This window comes from [Phormidium] sp. LEGE 05292, from assembly GCF_015207735.1.
Lineage (GTDB): Bacteria > Cyanobacteriota > Cyanobacteriia > Cyanobacteriales > Aerosakkonemataceae > Floridanema.
Window position 1 is genome coordinate 1 of record NZ_JADEWG010000115.1, and the last position, 20631, is coordinate 20631.

The 20631-nt window shown below is 43.1% G+C and carries 22 protein-coding genes; 12 read left to right on the plus strand and 10 right to left on the minus strand.

What is annotated here, in order from left to right:
• The first annotated feature begins 16 nt into the window (after positions 1–16).
• Complete coding sequence (locus IQ264_RS24050) at positions 17–3010, plus strand: PAS domain S-box protein (protein WP_322744798.1); 2994 nt, start codon at positions 17–19, stop codon at positions 3008–3010.
• Positions 3011–3059: 49 nt separating this feature from the next.
• The gene (locus IQ264_RS24055; protein ID WP_193983635.1) at positions 3060–3443 is read left to right on the plus strand and encodes a response regulator; all 384 of its coding nucleotides are present in this window, start codon (positions 3060–3062) and stop codon (positions 3441–3443) included.
• Between the two features lie 417 nt (positions 3444–3860).
• On the opposite strand, the gene IQ264_RS33150 is transcribed toward IQ264_RS24055, so the two are convergent.
• Positions 3861–4103, minus strand: a complete 243-nt coding sequence (locus IQ264_RS33150; protein WP_228061771.1) for a hypothetical protein — start codon at positions 4101–4103, stop codon at positions 3861–3863.
• A gap of 84 nt (positions 4104–4187) precedes the next feature.
• On the opposite strand from IQ264_RS33150, the gene IQ264_RS24065 reads away from it, so the two are divergent.
• From IQ264_RS24065 to IQ264_RS24085, 5 genes are all read left to right on the plus strand, one after another.
• Positions 4188–4370, plus strand: a complete 183-nt coding sequence (locus tag IQ264_RS24065) for a hypothetical protein (protein WP_193983637.1) — start codon at positions 4188–4190, stop codon at positions 4368–4370.
• A gap of 16 nt (positions 4371–4386) precedes the next feature.
• A complete protein-coding gene (locus tag IQ264_RS24070) occupies positions 4387–5472 on the plus strand; it encodes a transposase (RefSeq protein ID WP_322744799.1) in 1086 nt (361 codons plus the stop codon).
• Positions 5473–5701: 229 nt separating this feature from the next.
• A complete protein-coding gene (locus IQ264_RS24075; RefSeq protein WP_193983639.1) occupies positions 5702–5866 on the plus strand; it encodes a hypothetical protein in 165 nt (54 codons plus the stop codon).
• Between the two features lie 701 nt (positions 5867–6567).
• Positions 6568–6975 carry a plasmid mobilization protein gene (locus tag IQ264_RS24080; protein ID WP_193983641.1) on the plus strand — a complete coding sequence of 136 codons (408 nt, stop codon included), beginning with the start codon at positions 6568–6570 and terminating at the stop codon, positions 6973–6975.
• Complete coding sequence (locus IQ264_RS24085) at positions 6976–8127, plus strand: relaxase/mobilization nuclease domain-containing protein (protein ID WP_193983643.1); 1152 nt, start codon at positions 6976–6978, stop codon at positions 8125–8127.
• A 70-nt stretch (positions 8128–8197) separates the two neighbouring features.
• On the opposite strand, the gene IQ264_RS24090 is transcribed toward IQ264_RS24085, so the two are convergent.
• The 5 genes from IQ264_RS24090 to IQ264_RS24110 all read right to left on the minus strand — a co-directional run bounded on the left by IQ264_RS24090 (position 8198) and on the right by IQ264_RS24110 (position 11540).
• Positions 8198–9376: an MFS transporter gene (locus tag IQ264_RS24090; protein ID WP_193983645.1), complete on the minus strand. Its 1179-nt coding sequence runs from the start codon at positions 9374–9376 to the stop codon at positions 8198–8200.
• A 322-nt stretch (positions 9377–9698) separates the two neighbouring features.
• Positions 9699–9845, minus strand: a complete 147-nt coding sequence (locus tag IQ264_RS24095; RefSeq protein ID WP_193983647.1) for a hypothetical protein — start codon at positions 9843–9845, stop codon at positions 9699–9701.
• Complete coding sequence (locus IQ264_RS24100) at positions 9832–10185, minus strand: hypothetical protein (protein ID WP_193983649.1); 354 nt, start codon at positions 10183–10185, stop codon at positions 9832–9834. Before IQ264_RS24100 ends, IQ264_RS24095 begins: the two co-directional genes overlap by 14 nt.
• Before the next feature lie 29 nt (positions 10186–10214).
• On the minus strand, positions 10215–10838 hold the full coding sequence (locus tag IQ264_RS24105; protein WP_228061772.1) for a DODA-type extradiol aromatic ring-opening family dioxygenase: 624 nt from the start codon (positions 10836–10838) through the stop codon (positions 10215–10217).
• Positions 10839–11084: 246 nt separating this feature from the next.
• Positions 11085–11540: a MarR family winged helix-turn-helix transcriptional regulator gene (locus IQ264_RS24110; RefSeq protein WP_193983651.1), complete on the minus strand. Its 456-nt coding sequence runs from the start codon at positions 11538–11540 to the stop codon at positions 11085–11087.
• Between the two features lie 219 nt (positions 11541–11759).
• On the opposite strand from IQ264_RS24110, the gene recG reads away from it, so the two are divergent.
• Positions 11760–13844, plus strand: coding sequence for an ATP-dependent DNA helicase RecG (gene recG / locus IQ264_RS24115; protein ID WP_193983653.1), 2085 nt, complete (start codon positions 11760–11762; stop codon positions 13842–13844).
• A 41-nt stretch (positions 13845–13885) separates the two neighbouring features.
• On the opposite strand, the gene IQ264_RS33155 is transcribed toward recG, so the two are convergent.
• The 3 genes from IQ264_RS33155 to IQ264_RS24130 all read right to left on the minus strand — a co-directional run bounded on the left by IQ264_RS33155 (position 13886) and on the right by IQ264_RS24130 (position 15588).
• Complete coding sequence (locus IQ264_RS33155) at positions 13886–14161, minus strand: hypothetical protein (RefSeq protein ID WP_228061773.1); 276 nt, start codon at positions 14159–14161, stop codon at positions 13886–13888.
• Positions 14162–14209: 48 nt separating this feature from the next.
• Positions 14210–14440 carry a hypothetical protein gene (locus IQ264_RS24125; protein WP_193983656.1) on the minus strand — a complete coding sequence of 77 codons (231 nt, stop codon included), beginning with the start codon at positions 14438–14440 and terminating at the stop codon, positions 14210–14212.
• 188 nt (positions 14441–14628) lie between these two features.
• Positions 14629–15588, minus strand: a complete 960-nt coding sequence (locus tag IQ264_RS24130; protein ID WP_193983657.1) for a hypothetical protein — start codon at positions 15586–15588, stop codon at positions 14629–14631.
• A gap of 49 nt (positions 15589–15637) precedes the next feature.
• Here IQ264_RS24130 and IQ264_RS24135 point away from each other — a divergent pair, with 49 nt between their 5' ends.
• Complete coding sequence (locus tag IQ264_RS24135; protein WP_193983658.1) at positions 15638–15775, plus strand: hypothetical protein; 138 nt, start codon at positions 15638–15640, stop codon at positions 15773–15775.
• A complete protein-coding gene (locus IQ264_RS24140; protein WP_193983659.1) occupies positions 15775–16392 on the plus strand; it encodes a siphovirus Gp157 family protein in 618 nt (205 codons plus the stop codon). The genes IQ264_RS24135 and IQ264_RS24140 overlap by 1 nt, the downstream gene beginning before the upstream one ends.
• Here the strand turns inward: IQ264_RS24140 and IQ264_RS24145 are convergent.
• Positions 16382–16576, minus strand: coding sequence for a hypothetical protein (locus IQ264_RS24145; protein WP_193983660.1), 195 nt, complete (start codon positions 16574–16576; stop codon positions 16382–16384). The two genes, IQ264_RS24140 and IQ264_RS24145, sit on opposite strands and share 11 nt — an antisense overlap.
• A gap of 166 nt (positions 16577–16742) precedes the next feature.
• Here IQ264_RS24145 and IQ264_RS24150 point away from each other — a divergent pair, with 166 nt between their 5' ends.
• Together IQ264_RS24150 and IQ264_RS24155 are read left to right on the plus strand one after the other, a co-directional pair.
• A complete protein-coding gene (locus tag IQ264_RS24150) occupies positions 16743–20183 on the plus strand; it encodes a hypothetical protein (protein WP_193983661.1) in 3441 nt (1146 codons plus the stop codon).
• Between the two features lie 140 nt (positions 20184–20323).
• Positions 20324–20548 (plus strand): hypothetical protein, encoded by a 225-nt coding sequence (locus IQ264_RS24155; RefSeq protein ID WP_193983662.1) that lies wholly within the window; start codon positions 20324–20326, stop codon positions 20546–20548.
• Positions 20549–20631: the final 83 nt, after the last annotated feature.

Here is a 20631-nt window from a genome sequence, read left to right on the forward strand (position 1 = left end):
CGCCCGCCCTTCTCGCATCCTCCTTGCTGACGATAATGCCGATATGCGCGACTATATGAGGCGTTTATTGAATCAACAGTATGAGGTAGAAGTCGTGTCGGATGGAGTCGCCGCCTTAGCCGCTCTTCGGCAGCAGATGCCCGATCTGGTCTTAACCGATGTGATGATGCCTCACCTCGATGGCTTTGGATTGTTACAAGCGCTGCGGGCGAACCCAGACACTCAACAGATTCCCATCATGCTGCTGTCTGCCCGGGCTGGAGAAGAATCGCGAATTGAAGGACTGGCAGCCGGAGCGGATGATTACCTGATCAAGCCCTTTTCGGCGCGGGAACTGTTGGCGCGAGTTGAGGCAACACTCAAGATGGCTCGGATGCGTCAAGAGGCGGCGCAGCAAGAGCGGGAACTGCGGCTGATCAGTGAAGCGGCTCAACAGCAGGCTGAGGCTGCCTACAACCGCATTAATCAGTTGCTGGAAAACATGACGGATGCGTTTACGGCGCTCGATCGCGACTGGCGGATTATCCACCAAAATGCGGCAGCGCAACGAATCAACGGCAAACCACTGACAGAAGTGCTGGGAAAAACACATTGGGAGGAATGGCCCGCATCCGTCGGTAGCCAACTCGAGCATCAGTACCGACGGGCAATGACGGAGCAGATTCCGGTTCACTTTGAGCATCACTATTACTTGCCGCCCAGTTATGATGTCTGGCTGGAGATTCACGCCTACCCTTCTGAGGAGGGGCTTGGCATTTTCTATCGAGATATCACGGCTCGCAAGCAGTCTGAGGAGGCACTGCGTGTCGCTCACCAACGCCTGACGTATCACGTCATGAACTCTCCACTCGCTGTGATGGAGTTTGATTCCGAATTGCGGGTTATGCAGTGGTCACCGCAGGCGGAAAACATTTTTGGGTGGAAAAGCCAGGAGGTGCTTGGCAAACGCCTGATCGATATGGGATTTGTCCATGCTGAAGATGAAGCAGCCGCTCGCCGAGAGGTCATTGCACCCCTGGTGGATGGGGATACACAGTCCAAAATGATGGATAGCCGCAACTATACCAAAGATGGCTCCATCGTTTACTGCGAGTGGTATAACTCTGTCTTGAGGAATGAGGCAGGTGAGTTGATATCTATTCTGTCGCTTGCCTTAGATGTCACTGCTCGCAAGCAGTCTGAGGAGGCACTGCTCGAGAGCGAAGAGCGGTTCCGAGCGATCGTCAATCAGGTAACAGTGGGCATTGCCCAAACCAATATTTCGCGTCAATTCATCCTGGTCAACCAGAAATATTGCGAGATTACAGGCTATTCCAGGGAGGAGCTGTTACACAAGCGGATGCAGGACATCACCCATCCTGACGATTTACCTCACAACATTGAGCTATACCAGCACCTAGCCAGCGAAGGCATTGACTTTACCATTGAGAAGCGTTACATCTGCAAGAATGGTTCTGAAGTTTGGGTCAGCAAAAGTGTGTCACCCGTTCGGGATGCCTTCGGTCAAGTTCAATCTGCGGTTGCCGTGGTGGTGGATATCAGCGATCGCAAACGAGCAGAAATTGCCCTCCAGAAAAGCGAAGCCAAATTCCGGGCTACTTTCGACCAAATGTATCAGTTTCTCGGCTTGCTCACCCCCGATGGCATGTTGCTGGAAGTCAATCAAAATCCGCTAACCTTCGCGGACGTGGAGCGTGAGGCTGTCATTGGCAAACCGTTTTGGGAATTCCCCTCCTGGAATGCCACCGCCGAACTTCAGGAACTTGCCAAAACGTTAGTTGCTCAGGCTGCCGCCGGACAGCTTTTCCAGCAAGAAGTTAACATTCTCGATGCCAGTAGCAACCTCCACACCTTTGATGTATCCGCAAAACCCGTCTATGCGATCAAGACCGATCAAATCCTTTGGGTGATCGTTGAGGGGCGTGACATTTCTGCCCAGGTGCGGTTGCAAAATGCCCTGCGCCAAGAACAGGAGCGATCGCTCCAGCTCATTACCAGCAGCGTAGACGGCATTGTTGCCTTTGATGCTGACGGCTGTTGCACCCTCTGGAACCCCGCAATGGAACAGATGACTGGACTGCGGCAGGAAGATGTCATGGGCAGACGTGGAGTAGACGTGTTTTCCGTTCTCCTGGACGCTAAAACATTGCAAGACTTTCATCCCGGCATAGAAAAAACCGTCACGACCTTTGAGTTTCACTTTACCCACCCCAAAACCAGACAGCGCCAGTGGATCGAAGCCCGCTATTCACCGCTCAACGGCGGCAGTGAGACGCATAACGGTGGGCTGCTGATAGTGCGGGATGTCACTCAACAGCGTGAGCTAGAACGGATGAAGCGTGAATTCATTGCCATCATCAGCCACGAAATTCGCACACCGCTTTCTTCAATCCGGGGGGCGCTGGGACTCGTGGCAACCGGAGTTTTAGATGACGATCCCCAAACGGCGAAAGAGATGCTGGGCATTGCCAACAACAATATCGAGCGATTGGTGCGACTGGTTAACGATGTTCTGGCACTGAGCCGACTGGAGTCAGGACAGGTGGAACTGAAAAAGCAATGGTGTGAGGCGGCGACTCTCGTGCAACAGGCATTCTCCAGTGTACAAAACCTGGCAGAAGCGAACCAGGTTGATTTGCGATCGTCCACTGGAAACATTCAGGTTTGGGCAGACCCGGATTGGCTAGTGCAAGTGCTGGTGAATTTAATTAACAATGCCGTCAAATTTTCTCCTGCCAGAACCACCGTCTCCGTTAATGTAGAACCGCAACCTCAGCAGGTTTTATTTCGAGTGACCGACCAGGGACGGGGCATTCCAAGTGAGAAGCTAGAAACCATCTTTGGGCAGTTTCAACAGGTTAATATGTCTGATTCTCGCCAAAAGGGGGGGACAGGATTAGGGCTGTCAATCTGTCGGCTGATTGTGCAACTGCATGGCGGACGCATCTGGGCAGAGAGTGAATTAGGGAGGGGCAGCAAATTTTACTTCACGCTGCCAATACCAGACTAAATTTCTATGATAAAACGTGTTCCAACTATATGGAGTAACCCTAAATATAATGTCCTCTTTTTATGGCGATCGCTGCATTCTTGTCGTTGACGACGAGCCTGAACTAAGCCGCATTGTTAAAGTGACGCTAGAACGACTCAAGGGTTGGACGGTTCTCACCTCTGAGTCTGTACAAGCGGGACTAGAGCAAGCAAAAGGGCAGCAACCTGACGTGATTTTGCTGGATCTCAATCTGAATGGGAAGGGTCTGGCTCTGCTGCAAACTTTAAAGACCGACCCCATCACGCAGTCGATCCCAGTGATTTTGTTCACTGCAACCGACCTATCAGACGATTGGCTAAAATTGTGCCCTTTCGACCTTGCTGGAGTCATCTTCAAGCCGTTCAATGTTTTGCATCTTGCCGATGAAATCATTAAGCAGTTGGGGTGGTAATTCCCCTATTTAAAGAGGAATTAAGCTGGTAGCCTTCAAGGTTTGTAAAATAAGTAGCGCCTGTTCAATTCGTTCTTCTGACACAAAGGCTTTCTTGTATCAAAGTAAAAATTTTCTATTCAGAATTTCCTTAGAATTGGACTTTGGACAAAGAAGAAAAGTGTTTCGCGATGAGTGGAAGCGAAGTAATTTATTGTTTAAAAAGCTTTAATGTCAAAACGTGAGGTGAGAAATTTAGGAACTAATCAATCAAGCTTATCGGGAATAATTTCACTTTCACCGTCATAATATAAGTCAAGTAAACTGTTAGTTAAAGAATTAATCGTCCGTTCAAGTTCGTCAATTTGATTACGTCTAACCACCTGGATTACTGCGGTAATATGCTCCTCACAAAAGGCCCGTCCCAAATGTTTATACTTACTCTTCTTTTGGGGATATGAATGCTTGCTCAAAAATCGGTTCGGTCGCTTGTAATTTATAATACCAATAAATTTTCTGCTGTTGTCGTACTTGATAACGAGCTACATAGCACCCCTTGGGAGCTACCTCACCTTCATCGTAAATTTGTTGAATGTTAACTTTTAAGGCCGCGATAGTAGCAGTTAAACGCTCTGCTCTTTTGGCTAAGTTGGGAGCCAGTTTTTGCTTGGCGTGCTTCATAACTAGATAGAAAAGGAATGTGTAATTAAATGGTAAAATACTTCGCGGCTATTATTAACGAAAACTCTCTTTTACCATTTTTTGATGTCTACCATATTCTGTAAAGACCAACTCGCTCAATTTCAGCAATTTCGTCAAGATGTTTACGCTAACTTCCCTCTTAATCGTGACAGCTTGATGGATTTATTGGATGCTATGACGGGAAATATCACGGCTCTTTCCGCCAGTAGAATTATGCGAGCATCCTTCGTTCCGTCGCGGTTATAGTGCTTTATATAAAGCGATTAAACAATTTTTTGTACCGAGTAGCCCTAATGCAGCAGTTGCAGAAAGAAAACAATTTCAAAAATCTCTACTCAAAGCCCTTTCCTCATTAATTAAAGCCCCGACTACGAGAAATTTTCATTTATTTGGTTTGGACACAACCCCCATCCCACGACCGTTTTCCCCTACATTACCAGACCGGACATACATCCATCAACCAAACACTATTAAAGGTAATAAACCGATTAACATTGGGCATCAGTATTCTCTTTTATCATTTTTACCCGAAGCTGAAAGCACTCAAAATATCCCTTGGTCAATACCATTAAACTCTCAACGAGTCACATCTGGTACTAACAGTATAGCAGTGGGAGTAGACCAAGTAGATACAGTACTTCATGATTGTCCGGCCTTTGAAAAAGAACAATTATCCGTATTGGTAGCTGATAGTTATTACTCCCAACGCCAATTTCTGGATGCACTCTCAAAGCAATCTAATTTAGTACTAATCACGAGAGTGCGTAGTAATCGCGTTTTCTATTGCCAACCACCCATCACTGAAGAAACTAATTCCGGTCGTGGACATCGCCCTTGGTATGGGGAGCGATTTGATTTAAAAGATAACGCTACTTGGCATCAACCTGATGAATCAGTACAGATAAATTTTACTACTCGTCGTGAGCGACCAGTACAATTAAACATTTCTGCTTGGCATCAAATGTTGATGCGTGGTACGAAAGAATATCCGATGCACCAACATCCTTTTACTTTATTACAGGTGAGGGTAACGGATGAACAAAGCCAGCAATTATGGCATCCAATGTGGTTAATTGTGCTTGGTCAACGCCGAAATGAATTAACTATTATGGACTGCTATTTATCTTACCGACAACGGTTTGATATGGAACATACTTTGCGTTTCAGTAAACAACGTTTGTTAATGAATTCATTTCAAACCCCAGATGTAGAGCATTCAGAAAACTGGGTGCAATTGACACAGCTGGCTTATATTCAACTATGGGCAGCCAGAGATTTAGTGGAAGTCTTACCTCGCCCGAAAAGAGAAATCTTATCACAAAAAAACTCATCATTCTGTCACACCTAGCTTAGTGCAACGAGACTTCTACCGAATTATTCGCACGATTGGTACTCCCTCTGTTTGTCCGAAAACCCGTGGTTTTTCCAGTGGACGGGTATCAGGTGACTCCAAACAGAAAAGAAAACGACATCCTGTAGTTAAAAAGGCTAAAAAGATGAAAAAGAACCCGTCTCCCACACAGACTGCTGCTTAAATTAACCTAATTCTTCATTATTAATTATATTTACTTCGCGCTATGAACTCGCGAAGCAGTTTTTCTTTTGTCCAAAGTCCAATAGGTACGGGAGAGCCGACTTTATCTGTGGGTGTTCTGGGGATGCTATCTTATGCGGCGCTGTTTGGTTTTTATTGGTGGCGTGGGATGCTCAGAGCGATCGGTTTGACTTCTTTTATGTACTAGTTCGCTCATCCTAAAGTCTAAAAAAATCTTAAACGTACCTGACTGATAAAAAACCCGAAAAATAACTTCTTTTGGGTCAATCTAGCTTGCAAGTTTATGCAGTTTTGTGCAAATTTATGCAAATCCATGCAATTTTTTGAGTAAATTGCTTCTTCTTCATCCAGTTATATTTTGCACAAAACTGCATAAAACTGCACAGAATTGCATGGAATTGCAGAAAAATGCAGTTAACGAAATGACCAAAAATGACGCTTCATCGGTAGTAGCAAGCAATGGCATTGTGATCACAATTTGACTTTTCATTATCTGTATAATAATCATAAGTCACCCTCCTTTTGCGTTAACCTAACCGCAACGGAGGATAAAGACAGTTTAAGATTTTTATCATCTTTAATTACATTTTGTAGGTACAGATACTACAAAATTAACAATATATTAAGCTTAGTTACCTGAGTAACTTGGTACTTTAGCGAAGCGATCGCATTCATAAAAACCAACAATAATCACTGAGCTTGAACGCACCTAACCAAATCGAAGATTGAATGTTAGGGACTGACTCAACACTTTTGTTCAAATCCATCGCTATCCCCAATCATCCCCTCCAATTGGAGGGTCTAAAAACCACCTTGTCAGTAGAGGTCAATATGTTTGTAAGTTCATAACATTTGCAAGATGGGGAAGATATTACCTTTTTTAGTGCAATGAAACTTCAACCATTACCCAAAACTAAACATCACAAAAAGCTGTCAAATCATATTCATGTTCGGTTAACTGACGCGGATTACGAACAAATCCAGACTTTAGCCCAGGAAGTTAATCTCAGCATGAGTGAATTTGTCCGTCGTGCGGTCACAAGACGAGCAATGCCTCGTCCTTTAGCAGCATTCGACCTGAAAGCGTACCAAGTTTTATGCCAAATTAATAGCGAACTACGTCAAGCTGGTAACAACCTTAATCAGATTGCCAAAGCCTGCAATACCTCTGTCATGTTAGGAGAACCCGTCGCTGTCAATCGAGCATTATTACAAAACACTCAACAACTACTCAAAGAAAATCAAACTTTAATTCAAAACATTGCCAATGCACTGGCTCAATCAACTCAAGGATAAATGGTTGGCAAACAAATTAAAGGTAAAGGATTTCGTGGCTGTCTCGATTACGTACTTGGTAAGAAAGGCGCTTACATAATTGGTGGTACTATGTGCGGACAAACTGCTGAAGCACTTAGTACCGAATTTGCTATTACCAGACAACTTAAACCACATCTCAAAATGGCAGTCTTTCATGCTACTTTGTCTGTAGATTCAAGAGAAAAACTTGATTCAGATGTAGAGAACGAGCGACGTTGGTGTAGTGTAGCAAACGACTACATGAAAGCAATGGAATTTGATAATAATCAATATGTTGTAGTTAAACACACCGATACTCAACATGACCACATCCATATTGTAGGTAGCCGGATTCGTTTTGATGGAACAGTTGTTGATGATAGCTGGGATTATTACAAAAGCCAAGATGTGATTCGAGCATTGGAAGCTAAATACAACTTAGAAGTTTTAGCACCTAGTTGGGAATCAGAGAAACGAGCGCAGACAACTGGAGAATATAGGAAAAATCGCGATACTGGACAAAAGAGCGTGCGAGTCCAATTGCAAGCACTAATAGAGCAATGTACTCACGATAATCCAACTATGCCAGAGTTGATAGAACGATTGCAGCAAGAAGATGTAGAAGTACAAATTAGAATGACAAGAACTGGCTGCATTAAAGGGATTTCCTATCAACTAAATGGTATAGCTTTTAATGGTACTCAATTAGGCAAAACATACACTTTTCATGGATTACAGAAATATCGAGGCATTAGCTATGATTCAGAAGATAACGAACTTCTGAAAATGCTAACGCAACAACAAGTACAAGCAATAATAACTGACTCTACCGAGGGGTTGACGGACAAATCTTTACCCGAATCAAACACGCATACAGATGTAAGCACAGATGTGATAATTGGGATAGCTTTAGATGCTTTAATTGCCGCCGAATCAGAGCAAATTTCGCTCGGTCAATACCAAATTTCATGGCATCAACCCCAACTAACGCTATCAATTACAGATGTTGATAGGGGCGAAATCATTAAAGCTACTTTTGATGCCAATGGTAATTATCAATTACACGCTGCTCAAATTACCGAACTAGATGTAGAAAAATTCTCCGCTTTTGACAAACAACAAAAACTGCAAACGCAGCTAGAAATTGAATAAAAATTTATATCCTAACTTTCTCAAGATTTTTCTAAAAATTTGGCACATTAACTAGGGAAAAACCTGATTATTAACCTTCAAATGGTGCATATTTGACTAACCAGCGATGCAAAATTACCATAACGGCTGCCAGCGGGATCATGAGTACGGGAATAATTTCTAAATTGACTTTATCAGCCAGCCAACCAACTGCGGTGGGAATACTCACTGCTCCAATACTACCGACACTGGATAAAAAGCCGATCGCCGCCGGAACAAGTGCCACTGGAACTCGACGCGGCATCAGCCAGATAGTGGTCGGGAAAATTGCAGCCAAAGCCAACCCAATCAGAGGTAAACTCCAGAGTTGATGGGGGAACAACCACCAAATCAACAAACCTCCTGTGAGTAATGCCAAAGAACCATCAATCAGTCGAGTTGCGCCAACTTTTTTCATCAGTTGTCCCATACTCAATCGTCCCAGCGTTAACCCGAACCAGTAAGCAGTGATACTATATCCAGCAAGCGCCACAGGTGTACCACGACTCATGGTTTGCACTGTGAAAGCCCAATTTCCCAACGATACTTCTGTACCGACATAAACTAGCAATAGCAAACCTGCGACTAACACAGTTGGTTTTTTTAGTGCCAAACGAAGATTTGTTCGAGCACTTTGACCAGGAGCGTAGCTTGTCGAATTCATCAATGGGTAACGCCCAAAAACGACCCAGGTCATGGCGAGTGCCAACAGCCCAACCATTCCAGCAAATACCCAGTAAATCGATCGCCAACTCATTTCCATTGTTAGCAAAGTAGTGGCAATGGCAGGACCCAAAAGTGCACCAATACCATAGAAGGCATGAAGCAATCCCATCAGATGAGCATTGCGCTGCTCTTGTGCCATAAAGGTGTTAATACCTGCATCGATTAGCCCAATACCCAACCCCAAGAGCGTTCCGGTAATCACCATCACAGACCAATAAGCGGTCGAAGCATAGATACATAAAGCACTGGTGACGCTTATGGCAGCTAGCAAAATCATCTTTGCCAATCCGATGCGATAACTCAATAAACTACTGGTGAGTGCTGCCACAACATAACCGCTGATTTGACTGAAAAACAAGATTGTCACAGTTGCCGTCGTCAAATTGTAGGTGGTGAGTATGGAAGGTAGCAGCACGCCTAAACCACTTTCAGCAATGGCGATCGCAATAAAAGAATAGAACGCCAAAGCTACACCAATCCAGGCAGGAAGAGATTTCTGCTTCATAACCTTCCCTCGAATATTCGCTACGTCAATCGCTCGCATTCCGGCTCGTCGCGCCGCTTCCAGGGTAACGTATAAACCAAGCCAGAATCAGTATTACAGCAATTGGTGCAGTCGCTCGCTACTGAAAATGTGCGCCATGGCGCACAATTATACTGAGTTATGTAAATTACTTTTATGGTTTAAGTAGGGCTGGCTGAAAAAAGGCGAAAAGCCGAGAGAGTCAGGAGGAGTTCTCGCAGACAAACCGATAATGATGCAAGGCATTAGCTAAATCTGTCTGGTTTGTTGACCATAAATTAGTTGGGTAGAGGAGCGATCGCTGTTAACGAGTGTGCGGTAGCATCAAATTAATATCTGGGCCAGCAGGGACAATTCGATGGGGATTCAGTTCTGGCAAACCTGCATAGTAGAGTCGCTTCACATGATCGACACTACAAACGGATTGGACATCAGGATCATGACTTAACATACACTTGCCACAAATACTCAGCCTGGTTGACTGTATCCCGAATGCACCCAGGATAATCTGAAAACTGCCAACCTTGCTCACTAATAACTGGATCGACAATGGATAATCCCACGATATTGTCCAGCCCTTTCAGTTTCCACAAAATTGCCGTGCGATGCGCCCAAGGACAGCCTAAAGAAATGTAGAGATGATAGCGACCTGCTTGGGCTTTAAACCCACTCGCACCATCCGCTGTAATCGGGTGACGGAATTGGGTTGGCATTCTTTGAAATTGACCCAATTCATCCCGTTCTGCCCATTGTGTCGTCCATTGTCCGTTGACTAGTTGACCAAGTGCCATTGTTTATCCTTAAATAGTTCTACTGTTAATTACTTAAATGCGTAAGCTGCCATACTGAAAGCGCCGTAAGTGTAGCTACGATGCAGCCGTATTCCCCTAGCAGTTGCACCTCCAGCGCCCAACGCGACAAACAAAGGCAGCAAATGCTCCTCTGTGGGGTGGTTTTCGGAAGCAAAAGGTGCCAGTTGCCGATACCCAATCAGGGCTTCCCAATTTCCCTGTTCAATTGTCTTTGCCAGCCATTCATCAAACTGTTGCACCCAATATGGAGGCTCTGCATGGTAATCTTCATCAAAGGCATAAAAATTGTGGGTAGTACCGCCACTGCCGACGATTAACACTCCCTCATGTCGTAAAGGTTCTAGTGCCTGTCCTAGTTGCCAATAATATAAAGGGTCGCGGTAGTACTGAATCGATAGCTGGGTAACAGGGATATCGGCGGCTGGATAAGCCAGAATCAATGGTGTCCAAGCTCCATGATCTAATCCCCGTTCGGGATGAATATCGCAGGGAATGTTTGCCTGGGCGAGTAGGCTAACGATGCGCTCGGCAAGTTCCGGCGCACCTGGGGCAGGATATTTTAGCTGATAAAGTGGTTCGGGAAACCCGGAAAAATCATGGATAGTTCTGGGTTGCTTGGCAGCACTCACCATTGGTGAATAGTCAGCCAGTGCGCGGAGATCACCAGAATGGCTTTTGGCTTGGGGAATTGTTGATGGAGAGAGCGTAGAAAGTGGCTGACAGTACCCTCTCGAATGGTTAAATCCGGTGCTCCATGCGATAAAAATATTGCAGGTAAAGTATTCATCGATTGCTCAGGGGGAACGGGATCGCGAATTGTCATCTTCATATTTCTTTCTAGAACAGTTCTAATTAGAACTATAACGCAAAAATTAATTTTAGAATGCCTGTTTTAACCGACTCAGTAAGACTTTGAGCAATTCTAGCTCCGAGGGTTCGAGTGTTTCAAACCGCTCTTTGAGATGGGCAATATGAACCGGAAAGACCTGCTCAAATACCTGTTGTCCTTTTTGAGTTAATTGCACAATTACGCTACGGCGGTTATCAGCGGGAATTTCTCGGCAAACTAATTGTTTTTGGATGAGGCGATCGATCACTCCGGTCAAGGTTCCCTTAGTAATTAAGGTTTTCTCACCAATTTCTCCCATACTCATACCGTTAGTATTTCCCAGGGTTGCAATTACGTCAAACTGGGCTGGTGTTAAATCAAATTGCCGGACATGGGCTTCTGAGTAAGCAGAAAAGGCTTGGTATGCTCTCACCAATTCCCTCATTGTCGGGATGAATGCTTCATCTGCGGCTTGAGTAGTTGTCTTCTGGGGTGTTTTCGACATTTAATATACTTTATTAAAACTATTCTAGTTAGTTCTATTTTAGAGAATTAAACGTTCGCTCTAGTATCTAATCCCTAAACTTACCCTTTTCCACAGATTCTACCCAAACCGAATTCCATCTCATCAAAATTCGAGCCAACTTACCTCTCCAACAATTGCTGGAATCTCTTGCTGCTACCGCAGCCCAACGAATGCTTTCAATACTGATTATTAAATCTCATGAACCTGCATTCGCCCATTCATCAGCTACCGGGTTTAAGCAGAAACAATTGCCGACTGCTCGAACAACTTGGCATTAATACAATTCTCGACCTGCTGCTTTACTTCCCCCGCGACTATATCAAATATCAAAGAGTCAAAATATCGAGTTTACAAATAGGCGATTCTGTCACCATAGTAGGCAAAATCAAGAAACACGAAATTATCAGTCCGCCTAAAAATCCCCGACTAACAATTCAGACAATTATTGTTAATGACAAAACCGGGAGAATAGCTGGCAAACGTTTCTTCAATCATCCCTATTATCAAACACAAAAGTGGAGAAATGAGCAAATTTCAATGTACCTTCATGGAAGCATTGTTGCTGTATCTGGTGTAGTCAAGGCCGATCGCTATTACGGAATGGTCTTAACTTCACCTGAAATTCGATTAATTGACCTGGATGAAGCCAGAAACACGAAAAACTCAATCATCCCAATTTATCCGTTAACGAAAGGAGTGAGTAACGAACTCGTTCAAGATGCCGTATCCTCTGCTTTGGAACTTCTCAATTTACTGATTGACCCATTGCCACAGGATCTCAGACAAAAACATGGTTTGATGGAATTAACGGAAGCGATCGCTTTTATCCACCAACCCCCTGGTGAATCTCAACTAGAAGCTGCCCGCCGTCGTCTAGTATTTGATGAATTCTTCTATCTTCAGCTATCGTTTCTCTTGCGTCGCCATCAACTTTTGGCAAGTGAGGCTGTTACAAACATCGCTCCTGTTGGCCCACTACTGGAACAGTTTTACTCTCAACTTCCCTTTTCGCTTACCTCGGCTCAACATCGAGTCATCGACGATATTCTCAATGACATGACTTCCAAAACCCCGATGAACCGATTGGTACAGGGGGATGTCGGTTCCGGTAAAACTATTGTTGCAGTTGTTGCTATCCTCGCTGCTATTCAGTCCGGCTACCAAGCCGCACTCATGACTCCTACAGAAGTACTAGCTCAACAACATTATAGGAAAATTGCCACTTGGTTTGAACCACTTGGCGTTTCTGTTGAGTTGCTAACAGGTTCTACCAAAACTGTTAAACGCCGAGAAATCCACGCTCAACTGGAGACTGGCGAACTGTCTGTGTTGGTCGGAACTCACGCGCTGCTGCAAGAAAAGGTTAACTTTCATCAACTCGGTTTGGTAGTTATCGACGAACAGCACAGATTCGGAGTGCAGCAGCGACAAAATTTACTCAACAAGGGAAACCGACCTCACGTACTGACAATGACCGCGACTCCCATCCCGCGTACTTTAGCACTGACACTACACGGCGATTTGGATGTCAGTCAGATTGACGAGTTACCACCGGGGCGACAAAAGATCCATACTAAAGTGATTAATCAAGGCGCTCCAGCTTATGATTTTATTCATCATCAAGTACTCCAAGGTCATCAGGCGTACATCATCCTACCCCTGGTCGAAGAATCGGACAAGCTGGATTTGAGAGCAGCCGTAGTAGAATACGAGCGATTATCAACAGAAATCTTTCCCGAATTTAACGTAGACTTGCTGCACGGTCGGATGACATCAGCCGAGAAAGATGAAGCCCTCAACTCCTTCCGTGACAACAAAACCCAGATACTTGTTTCCACTACTGTAGTAGAAGTCGGTGTGGATGTTTCCAACGCCACAGTCATTTTTATCGACCACGCAGATCGCTTTGGTTTAGCTCAACTGCACCAGTTAAGGGGTCGCGTCGGTCGAGGTTCGCACCGTTCCTATTGTCTGCTGCTCAATACCAGTAAAACCGCAGAAGCTAAGGCACGTCTTGAGGTGTTGGAAAAGTCCACTGATGGGTTCTTTATCTCGGAAATGGATTTGCGGCTGCGTGGGCCTGGTGTTGTGATGGGCTATCGGCAGTCGGGTATTTCAGAATTTGCTCTAGCTAATATATTGGATGATGAGGATTTGCTGAATTTAGCTCGTAAGATGGCAATAGCGATCGTCAAAACTAACCCGAATTTAGAGCAACATCCTTTGATAGTTGCAGAACTCAAAAGACGACGGTTGACTACTTGGAATCGCGCTCTCAATTGACTTTCAGTTCGATGTAAACTTAAATTTAGTTCAGCAATTCATTACTGTTCTGCAAGCAGCTTGTAAATCTCACGCTTTACTTGAACAAGCAGATCGCGTACCCGATTGGTTTGTTCCGAATTGCCACTGTGAGCTACTTGGGCGACCGCATCATTCAACTCGGTTAAAGTGTGCTGCAACTCGATCGATAAGGATGAAGTAACCGCTCCAATATCGCATCCCGCCTCTTCCTCAATGCGAACTGCTTCTCTAACCCAATCTTCATCCAGCATCAGTTGCATCAAATCAACCGCTGTTTCTTCCGTTAGCTTTTCCATTTCTGTTTTAGTTTAAGCTGCTTGTACCTTCACTATCTTTAGTCCCGATCAGCTACAAACTTCTGTACCTTCGGAAGTGTCTGGTTTCATGTTGAGCAACTGCTTGGCTCTATTCAATCGGTAGCGATATAGCGGTGAAGAGTGAATTTGTTCTTCAAGTTGGGCAATTAAACTATTTAAAACTAAAATTCCTGCATCGGCTCTATCGCAGATTTCCTTCATTTTGGCTGAAGTCTGCTTGACTTTTTCTAGATCGGGTAGCTTCGGTTCCTGAGACATAGTAGGTTAATGGCAACTAGCATATCGTCATTGAAACGCCTGATTAATTCTCTATAATAATCGTCTTTTCATCACCTTTGTCCTAAAGCGATCGCACTCAGTAATCAGAACCTACCTTCCCTATAAACAGTTTATAGTTTTCTATCTTAAGTCTAAGAGGCTTGAGTTGTAAGCGTGCCAACGATGAATTATTTATGATTTTTCTGCTCCAGCAAATAGCTTTGACGATATTTCTGTTTAGCCATTTGTCTAGCTTCTTTGATTGTCCAAGGCTTAACGGGAAGTAAATCTGGTTGCGATTCTAGTAGTTCCAAATAAGAACGCTCGCCCGTCACTTCCCAAATTACCTGTGCTATGAATTTACAACAACTTAACGGTGCTTGCACTACCTGTTTTTCCGTAAACCGTACCACAATCCAACTCCACTCATTAAACAATTGATTGCGACGATAGTCACTGTCATCATCCCAACAATGTGTCGGTTTTTTAGAAATACCAGCATAAGGCTCATCTACCTCCACATCAATGCCAATTCCTGAGCTATGATGCAGAATAATAAAGTCTGCTGAGTAACACTTCTTCGATCTGGGAATCTTAAACTCAAGCCCCTGCATAACAGTTGGAAAGTAACGCTGTAAATCCTGCATAAATTCTTTTTCACTTACACCTTGTCTAGCTGAAGAACGACCTATTGGGTTAACTCGATTTTTCATCAAATTTGCCAATAATTTACAGCGCATTTCAGAATTAATTAAGGTTTTTTGAGGTAAAGAATTAGAGTAAACTTCTGGTTTTCGATGCTCGTTCGACTGCAACTGATATTGAGAAAGTAGTTGATTACGATAACCAAATAAATATGTATAACTAGCTGCCATCAAACAACTATAAGCAGCAACAAGTAACAACAACTCAATCCCCGACCAACCCCAAGAAACAGCTAGTAATGGAAGCCCTATTACACCAGCTAACCACAATAACCAAATTAACCCAAACCATTCAACAGATAACACAACTATTGGTTTGCTTACTTGAGATTTTTCCTTGCCATTAGGTGGTAAAGTTACTTGATTTTCTTCTTTTATAACTAAAGAATATTGACAACAAAAATGAGCGATAACCTTTGGGTAAAACACTATAGGATAATTCATTTATTTTCAGAGCGCGAACGCGCTTTCGGATGAAAAAGCTATTGACAAAATGCCAAAATTTACTCGCAGAAAACCACCAACTGAAAAACCGAATCCCATCGTTACAGACGCGGAAACTGAAGCAATTTTAGCCCTAATCGAAGCCCAACGCGATTACTATCATACCTGTATTAACGGAAGTTACTAATGAATCTCGCTACTCAATCTTTAGCACAAACCTCAATGATTGCTGCTCAACTTTGGCAGCAATTAGAGCTAACACAAACTCCTGAAGAAATTGACCAACTTTTGCAATCAATTTGGCACAATCAAGAAAACCAAGAACTCTGCATTGACGCTCAAGCTGAACTAGCCGACCAAATTGATGCAGAACTTGCTGCTATCAAAGCGAGAATGCAGTTTTTAATAGACCTGCATCAAGCCGCTATTAATAAACTTGAAGGATGGAGACAACGATTAGACCACACTATTATTTACTTCAATCAAAAAGGTTTATTAACTTCAGAAATGATTGGCAAACAGCGTCGGATTACTGTCACAGAAAATCCCCCGACTTGTGAAGTTTTGGTTGACCCTTCTCAACTCCCTGAATCCTATTGCCGTGTCGAAACTAAAACCATAATCTCTCCTGACAAAAAGGCAATTGCTAATGCTTGGAAACAAGGAATACCTGTTGATGGTACAAGAATTTACCGCAAACGTAAAGTTATTTACAGCTTTCTTCCCAGTAGTTTACCCCAATATCAGGCTAACCAAGTAGAACCAAGCAAATCAAAACGCCAAAAACGCGGCTCTACAAATTAATCCAATACAATGGATTTTCTACTTGTTCTTGAGTAACGTTAAACAGGTTTAATGACATCAGGTTTTGTCTCTCTTTAGCCTTAATTAGTTTCCCAATTTCATCTGTTTCATATTCAGAAAATACAGCTTCGGAAAACAACTGATTTTGTCTTTCCATTGCTCTAGTCATACGGGCTACTTTCACATTACCCCCTTTCTAACTTGATGCTAATCTTTGATTTAGATTAGCACAGAATTTCTTAGACAAATCCCCTCCAATTGGAGGGGATAAAAATCATTCATCAGCAGGTTTTATTGGCTCAAACTTAATTGCCACGCTCAACCTAGTTGTGATTCAGTCATTTGAAACTATGAAAAACATTGCCCCTCATCGCTACACTGAATTAGCCAAGGGAGAAGGTCTGAGAATCCCTGTATTTGATATGTCATTGACCGATAGAAAAACTCCAGGTCGCTATCAAGCCGAACCGGAAGTATTGAGAAATTCCCTGCTCGAACTGCTCTTTGAACCATCCGAGTTAACATCGTTAGTAATTGTTAAACCTGACCCAAACGATACCAGTCACGACCCTCTGAAAAACATTGACTTTGCTGATGATATCCCTAGAAGAAGCTCTTTTAGTTCTGGTAAAAATGTGTACTTCGCTGACCAACAACTTTCAACTAAACTATTAAGTATCTTTGCCACTCAACCCGACCACGCCTGTCGTTATGGCTCTCTACTAGTCAGCAGTTGTACTCAAGGAGCGCAACTTTTAGATAGTTCCACAGATGGGCAAACATTGAAAGTTAAAATTGTTGACTCTCAAAGCGATAATCCCAACGAAAAAGCGTTAGCTAAAAAATGGCAAACTGGAGACTGTCATGGGAAAATTTCACCCGCTTTAGCTCAACAACTTGGAGGAATTCATAACCGACCCTTTCAATTTCGTATGGCATGGATGAAAGAGTGGTCGCAGGAAGATTGTCCAACTCCAGAGATTAGTTTCTTAGCTAAAGGAACCTTGCTACCTGACGCTCAATTAACTGATAATTCCGGCTATGATATTATTCTAGACCGCTCTTCTATCAAAGGAATTGCCAAAAACCAACTTGCTTCTTTAATTCCTTGCGGTGATTACGAATTTCCCCAAATTGTTTTAGGAAATCGTGGTAATGCTAAAACAACCGAGTACGAAAATTCTTGGCAATTCTCAATTTGGTACTCAGAATCAGCCATTGAAGCTGACATCGTTCCTGCTACTAAAGCTGAGGCTCAAAAATTAGCAAGTTTACAGAATAATCGCATACAACTTGCTAAATACTTAGTCGAACAGCATGACAAAAAAGCAGCTTTCCGACAGACCGCAGATGACACAGAAACCTCATTGAACGAACTAAGTGACGAGCAAACTAAACGCCACGAATCTCGGCTTATCTCTATTCTGAGAAATGACAAATTAGGTCAATTACTGGACTTTCCCAAAGTTGTTGACTTCATGCAAGAACAACTTGCTAGAAAATGGAAAGATTTAGCTATCAAAGGTGCCATTCATCATGGTTCCGCAATGGCTCAACCTGGTGAAGATTTGTTACCTGGAACGATTGTTGCACCTCATTTACGACATGGAACGGAAGTTATCGTTACTCGCTATCCCATTGTTAGTAAAGACAACATTCGCCGCTACACCGTGAACAACAAACAAAAACCCGAACTCATGCAATACAAAGGTTGTGTTTTCATTCGTCCTGACCAAGCCATGCAGCATCACCAATGCGATTTTGATGGCGACCAATTGGTAGTTACACCTGCTTCCAGATTACCTCATATTGCCCAAGAAACCCTTCATGCTAATGATGAAAATCAATACGAAGCGATTGAAAAACGCCCCAAAATTGACTACACTCAAGCCACAGACGAAGATGGTAAGCGTAAGTATACCAAACTCAGACAGATTGCGGTGGCGATCGCTAAAAACAAAATCGGCTGGGTAGCCACTTTGATTGGACGAGTACAATCTTCTGCACCGGAAGCAGGACAACCAGAGGGTTTATTCAATCAACGGAAACAGAAATTACTAAGTAGATTATTCGATGCACTTCAAATCGAAGTCGATAGCCCTAAAAGTGCTACTAGGCTAGAAGACCACCACCCCACTCTACTAGAAACAGCTTCCAAGTGGTCTCAACAACATCCTTGCTACCTGTTCGATTTCAAAGACGACCTCAGACTATACAAAAGCGTACCGCTACCTACAGAAGATGGTACAGCAATTAGTACGATCGCAAAAGTTGCTGTCAATCCAGCTTGGGAACCGACTCGTCTTCAGAGTCGCCATCGTGATGAATTTCGTTACCTTTTTAGTCCACCATCAGATTTAGACGAACGAGAAACTTGGGAGAAACATTACATAAATTGGGCGCAAGAAGTGAAGGAACGCTATCGAGAAAGTATGGGTGAAATCTATGAATTGCACGCCGATAGTCCTACCAACTTGAAAGAAGCGGTTAGCAAATTGTACGAAAGTTTGAGAAGCGATGTGGCAGAAGCTTTTTCCAATCCTGAAGAACGCTTTTTAGCAGCTAGTGCGATGTGGTACTTAGAAACTACCAATCCCAATTTAGATGTTCCGCGTAAAGCTTGTAAGGAATTATCCCGTCAACTTGAGATTGAATTTCATCTAGAATCGGATTACCAACAATTGCACTCAGCATTACCTAAAGATACCTACATTCTTAGCGTTCCCTTTGAGGAATTTGTCAAAGATGATAAAGGTAAAATTGTCACGGACAAGCAACGAAAACCAATCGTTCAAGATTTAGCTAAACAGTGGAAAGAGAGGCTAGATAGCAAAAACATTCAATACGAAGCCACATTGCATCCCAGTTTACCGATGGTCAACTTTGCGTTACTCGACCCTAGTGATAAGCTAATTGACCTTTTGGAAAAACGGTACGGTAACAACATAAATGACATCGATAACTTGGACTTAACTTATCGTGATGGTTTAGGTCGAATTCAAGATATTAGTTCGCGGATTGTTGCACCTACCGAGTATACCTGGCTGGAGTCTCAACATCAAACACCTAAAGCAGCATTAGTACTCAACTTGTTTACAGATGAAATCTGCCAGCAACTACAAAACTTTCAATTTGACCGCGCCGAATTGATTGGACAGAAACACAATGATTGCAAAGATATCGATTTTAGCAATCGAGAATGGAAAAACCGGAAACTAACTTTTTCAGTCGGTTCCTTTAACAGTTCTGACTTAAGGTACAACGGTAGTCCTATCGTCCTTCTTGATGGGAAACAATTAGCAATGTTTTCTGCTAATTCGCCTAAACTACCAATTGGTGCTACCTTCGAGGCGACTATTGAACCTTCCTCAAAAGGCAGTAGCTTGCTGTTGAATATCGACCCCAAATCTGTACAATTAACTCAGACAGTTGAACCAGAAATCAAAAATGAAATAGCTGCTAATGACGTAAAAAATGAACAGGGTCAACTAGATTCTTCGGGTTTTTCACAATTACTTAAAGAGGCGATTTACGACCTTTACAAACAAACCGGAGAAACTGAGTTTGACATGGGTGATTGGAACGTGAAAATTAGGGAAGTTCGTAACAATCTTAGATGCTGGGTTAATGATAAAGATGATAGTTCCGTTTTTGCTGCTGATTTGAAAACTGGCAGAATTATTAAGGAACTTTCACCAAGCAACTGCGATAAATTACTGGCACAAGTTTTTGAACCTACTCTCGAACCTAACAAACCAAAAACACCGGAAATGGCACAATCACAAGTTTAACTACAGCGATATAGAGCTTTCAAGACTAAACTCCCTCCAATTGGAGGGGGTTATTTTTCTGGTGAGAAACTACCTAATATGAGGAAGTCTCTAAACGACATCTCAAATTTCATAGAAATATCTGTTTCAATTTTTTTATTATGGTGACAAAGACAGCATCAAATCGAAACCGCAGCCAAGGTAATTACATTACCCCCCACACACCCGAAGGTACAAAGATTTTAAATTATCTGAGAAATCGTTGTGAAAAAGCTTTGAATTACTGTTTGTCAAATGGATTAAAAAGTGTAGATGATTTTGCTGATGCAGTTGAAGAATTGAGGTTCTTCCGTACTTACTGTGCTAAATTATTAGGGAAGTGTTAAGCATCAAAGAGATGAAGAATAGATTACTGACTAAGTTGCTAAACCTACCAGGAGTTATAGTAGAAGAAAGTCAAGAAACAGAA

Bases quoted from the DNA above. Each gene is read 5' to 3' on its own strand.
- IQ264_RS24110 (WP_193983651.1), bottom strand. From the start codon at position 11,540: ATGTCGAAAACACCCCAGAAGACAACTACTCAAGCCGCAGATGAAGCA.
- IQ264_RS24080 (WP_193983641.1), top strand. From the start codon at position 6,568: ATGAAACTTCAACCATTACCCAAAACTAAACATCACAAAAAGCTGTCA.
- IQ264_RS24100 (WP_193983649.1), bottom strand. From the start codon at position 10,185: ATGGCACTTGGTCAACTAGTCAACGGACAATGGACGACACAATGGGCA.
- IQ264_RS24065 (WP_193983637.1), top strand. From the start codon at position 4,188: ATGTCTACCATATTCTGTAAAGACCAACTCGCTCAATTTCAGCAATTT.
- IQ264_RS24085 (WP_193983643.1), top strand. From the start codon at position 6,976: ATGGTTGGCAAACAAATTAAAGGTAAAGGATTTCGTGGCTGTCTCGAT.
- IQ264_RS24075 (WP_193983639.1), top strand. From the start codon at position 5,702: ATGAACTCGCGAAGCAGTTTTTCTTTTGTCCAAAGTCCAATAGGTACG.
- IQ264_RS24130 (WP_193983657.1), bottom strand. From the start codon at position 15,588: ATGAATTATCCTATAGTGTTTTACCCAAAGGTTATCGCTCATTTTTGT.
- IQ264_RS24140 (WP_193983659.1), top strand. From the start codon at position 15,775: ATGAATCTCGCTACTCAATCTTTAGCACAAACCTCAATGATTGCTGCT.
- IQ264_RS24090 (WP_193983645.1), bottom strand. From the start codon at position 9,376: ATGAAGCAGAAATCTCTTCCTGCCTGGATTGGTGTAGCTTTGGCGTTC.
- IQ264_RS24095 (WP_193983647.1), bottom strand. From the start codon at position 9,845: ATGTTAAGTCATGATCCTGATGTCCAATCCGTTTGTAGTGTCGATCAT.
- IQ264_RS24055 (WP_193983635.1), top strand. From the start codon at position 3,060: ATGTCCTCTTTTTATGGCGATCGCTGCATTCTTGTCGTTGACGACGAG.
- IQ264_RS33155 (WP_228061773.1), bottom strand. From the start codon at position 14,161: ATGGAAAAGCTAACGGAAGAAACAGCGGTTGATTTGATGCAACTGATG.
- IQ264_RS24135 (WP_193983658.1), top strand. From the start codon at position 15,638: ATGCCAAAATTTACTCGCAGAAAACCACCAACTGAAAAACCGAATCCC.
- IQ264_RS24125 (WP_193983656.1), bottom strand. From the start codon at position 14,440: ATGTCTCAGGAACCGAAGCTACCCGATCTAGAAAAAGTCAAGCAGACT.
- IQ264_RS24105 (WP_228061772.1), bottom strand. From the start codon at position 10,838: ATGGTGAGTGCTGCCAAGCAACCCAGAACTATCCATGATTTTTCCGGG.
- recG (WP_193983653.1), top strand. From the start codon at position 11,760: ATGAACCTGCATTCGCCCATTCATCAGCTACCGGGTTTAAGCAGAAAC.
- IQ264_RS24150 (WP_193983661.1), top strand. From the start codon at position 16,743: ATGAAAAACATTGCCCCTCATCGCTACACTGAATTAGCCAAGGGAGAA.
- IQ264_RS24155 (WP_193983662.1), top strand. From the start codon at position 20,324: ATGGTGACAAAGACAGCATCAAATCGAAACCGCAGCCAAGGTAATTAC.
- IQ264_RS33150 (WP_228061771.1), bottom strand. From the start codon at position 4,103: ATGAAGCACGCCAAGCAAAAACTGGCTCCCAACTTAGCCAAAAGAGCA.